This is a genomic window from Bradyrhizobium sp. P2_E8, assembly GCF_056403875.1.
The window spans coordinates 1-3,178 of the sequence record NZ_JBFUES010000872.1 but is presented as its reverse complement, the minus strand read 5'-3'; the positions used below and the strand labels follow the sequence as shown (position 1 = coordinate 3,178).

Annotated in this window: 5 protein-coding genes; all 5 read left to right on the top strand. The window is 64.5% G+C overall.

Annotation, left to right across the window (positions count from 1 at the left end; translation table 11 throughout):
• Positions 1 to 589: aspartate/glutamate racemase family protein (locus tag AC1D00_RS33440; protein WP_477013604.1), on the top strand; the 589-nt coding region annotated here is incomplete at its 5' end.
• A gap of 120 nt (positions 590 to 709) precedes the next feature.
• Positions 710 to 1,399 (top strand): GntR family transcriptional regulator, encoded by a 690-nt coding sequence (locus AC1D00_RS33435; RefSeq protein WP_477013603.1) that lies wholly within the window; start codon positions 710 to 712, stop codon positions 1,397 to 1,399.
• A 328-nt stretch (positions 1,400 to 1,727) separates the two neighbouring features.
• Positions 1,728 to 2,270, top strand: coding sequence for a thiamine pyrophosphate-binding protein (locus AC1D00_RS33430; protein WP_027548461.1), 543 nt, complete (start codon positions 1,728 to 1,730; stop codon positions 2,268 to 2,270).
• Positions 2,270 to 2,860: a thiamine pyrophosphate-dependent enzyme gene (locus tag AC1D00_RS33425; RefSeq protein WP_477013602.1), complete on the top strand. Its 591-nt coding sequence runs from the start codon at positions 2,270 to 2,272 to the stop codon at positions 2,858 to 2,860. The genes AC1D00_RS33430 and AC1D00_RS33425 overlap by 1 nt, the downstream gene beginning before the upstream one ends.
• Positions 2,861 to 2,917: 57 nt before the next feature.
• Positions 2,918 to 3,178: SDR family NAD(P)-dependent oxidoreductase (locus AC1D00_RS33420; RefSeq protein ID WP_477013601.1), on the top strand; the 261-nt coding region annotated here is incomplete at its 3' end.

The window sequence follows — 3,178 nt, the reverse complement described above, 5'->3', positions numbered from 1 at the left end:
CGTGGTGAGGGGCGCCTCGCCGGAGAAGGTGGTGCTGAAGGGCGCGGCCGGCCTGCTGCCTGACTTCATCGATGCGGCGAAGGATCTGGTGCGGCTTGGCGCGGAAGCCATCACCACCAATTGCGGTTTCCTCTCGTTGTTTCAGAGGGAGATCGCGGCGGCCGTCGGCGTGCCGGTTGCGACCTCATCGCTGATGCAGGTGCCGTGGGTGCAGGCGACCTTGCCGCCCGGCAAGCGCGTCGGCCTCGTCACGGTGTCGGGCTCGACCCTGACGCCGGCCCATCTCGAAGGCGCCGGCGTGCCGCTCGACACGCCGCTGGTCGGCACTGAGCATGGCAAGGAATTCTTCCGCGTCCTGATCAAGGCCGAGAAGGACGACATGGACGTCGGCTTGGCCGAGCGCGACGTCGTCGAGGCGGGCAAGCAGCTCGTCGCAAAGAACCCCGACGTCGGCGCCATCGTGCTCGAGTGCACCAACATGCCGCCCTACGCGGCAGCCTTGCAGGCCGAGGTCGGGCTGCCGGTCTACGATATCTATTCCATGATCACCTGGTTTCATGCTGGACTGCGCCCGCGCGTCTTTGCCTGATTCCAGGTGTCGCAAAGCTCTGAACAAGCTCTGCCAAGCTGTCCTTTGCATTGCAATCATCTTCACGGCCCCGGTATATTGGGCTGTGTTCGGGCATGAATGCAGCTTATGAAGAGCAACGTGGAACTGGCTTCCGATAGCATCGTCGATCGCGTCTATGAACAGCTCAAGGCGATGGCCGTGAGCTACGAGTTCAAGCCGGGCGAACGACTCAACGAAGGCGAGCTGGCAAAACGTCTCGGCGTCAGCCGCACGCCGCTGCGCGAGGCGCTCAACCGTCTCAACACCGAAGGCTTCCTGCGCTTCACGCCGGGCAAGGGCTTCTTCTGCCGCGAGCTCGACGCGCACGAGATCTTCGATCTCTACGAGCTGCGCAAGTCGATCGAGGTCGCCTCGGTCCGTCTCGCTGTCAAGCGTGCCAAGGACGAGGACATCGACGCGCTCTTGAAATTTCTCGAAGCGACCGGTCCCGATCCCGGCGAGCGCTCCTCGGTCGAGCTGGTCGAGCTCGATGAGACCTTTCACGAGCGGCTGATGGCGATGTCGAACAACGCCGAGATGCTGCGCGTGCTGCGCAACGTCAACGCCCGCATCCGCTTCGTGCGCTGGATCGACATGGACCGCGTCAACCGCTCCAACACGCAGGCCGAGCACCGCGCCGTCGTCGAAGGATTGAAGGCGCGCAATGAGGAGGCTTGCGTCTCCGTGCTGGAAAAGCACATCGACCGCCGCCTCGACCGCATCACGTCCGCGATCAAGGAAGGCTACGCGCAGATCTACATGCCGGCCGCGAGGTCGGCGGCGAACTAGATTATCAGCCTGAGCGACGGTGCTTCTTCCCTTCGCCCCTTGTGGGAGAAGGTGGCGCGAAGCGCCGGATGAGGGGTATCTCTCCGCAAATATAACTGCGCGTGAGTGCTCTGAGACAGACCCCTCACCCAAGCGAGCTCGTGTCGACCTGCGGTGATACCCTCTCCCACAAGGGGAGAGGGCGCGGCGATGCGCACTGCGCGTCTGGCTCCGCAGGGACCGCGAAAAGTCAGCTATACAATCCCTCGATACCAGATCGTGCCAGACGGTCAGAGCCCTCGCGCGCGAACATCGCTAACGTCCTTCCGAATCTCACGGAGACCTCGCGGTGCACAGCCCTCAACCCAATCTTGAAACGCGCTCGAGCGACGACTGGCCGAGCGAGCTCTATCGCGTCCTGAAGGCCGCTGACGTCAGGCAGATGTCCTATGTGCCGGATGCCGGCCACAGCCAGCTCATTCGGCTGTTCTCGGCCGACCGCGACGTCACCACCAACGTGCTGACGACCGAAGAGGAGGGCATCGCCATTGCCGCGGGCGCCTGGCTCGGCGGCCAGCGCAGCGTGCTGCTGATGCAGTCGAGCGGGGTCGGCAATTGCATCAACATGCTCTCGCTCTCGGCGATCGGCCGCTTTCCCCTCTTGATGCTGGTGACGATGCGCGGCGAATGGGCCGAGTTCAATCCCTGGCAGGTGCCGATGAGCCGGGCGACGCAGCCGTCGCTGGAGGCGATCGGCCTGAAGGTGATGCGCGCAGAGACGCCGGAAGATCTGGTCGAGACGGTCGAATCGGCCGCAGCGCTCGCCTATGAATCCGACCAGCAGATCGCAGTGCTGATCGGGCAGCGCCTGATCGGCAAGAAGAAGTGGTGATGTCAATGCAAGCTCAACTCGATCGTCGCGCCGCTGTCGCCGCGCTCCTGAAGGACCGCAACGACACGCTGGTCGTCTCCGGTCTCGGCTCGCCCACCTACGACCTCCATTCCGTGGGGGATCACGATGGCAATTTTTATCTCTGGGGCGCGATGGGCGGCGCCGCGCTGATCGGGCTTGGACTGGCGCAGGCGCAGCCCGGCAAGCGCGTCCTCGCCTTGACCGGGGACGGCGAGCAATTGATGGGTCTCGGCGGCCTCGCCACCATCGGCGTTGCGCGTCCGCGCAATCTCGACATCGTGGTGATCGACAATCAGCATTTCGGCGAGACCGGGATGCAGGCGAGCCATACCGGGCGCGGCGTCGATCTCATCGCGATTGCCACCGCCTGCGGCTTTGCCGCGACCGGAATCGCGCGGACGATCGCCGAGGTGGAACGTCTCGCAGCGCAGATCGCCGCCCCGGGCGAGGGGCCGCGACTCTTCGTCATCAAGGTTCTGGCGGAAAATCCGCCGCGCTCGCTGCCCTCGCGCGATGCCGTCTTTATCAAGAACCGGTTCCGTGCTCATCTCGGATTTGCAGCGGCCTGAGCCGGGTATTCACCCGGCGATAGCCTGCTGTCTAAGCAGCTATTCTGGAGTGAGACTATGAAACTATCCGGCAAGGTCGCCGCCATCACCGGCGCGGCGCGCGGCATCGGCAAGGCCTGCGCAAAGAGATTCCTGGACGACGGCGTCAAGGTCGTCATCTCGGACGTCGATGCCGAGGGCCTCGCCGCGACGGCTGCCGAGCTTGGGCGGCCGGATGCCTTGCGCACCGTCCCCRGCAACGTCGCCAAGCGTGCCGACGTCGACCAGCTCGTTGCGACCGCCGTGAAAGAGTTCGGCCGGCTCGACATCATGGTCAAC

Bases quoted from the DNA above. Each gene is read 5' to 3' on its own strand.
- AC1D00_RS33425 (WP_477013602.1), top strand. From the start codon at position 2,270: ATGTCAATGCAAGCTCAACTCGATCGTCGCGCCGCTGTCGCCGCGCTC.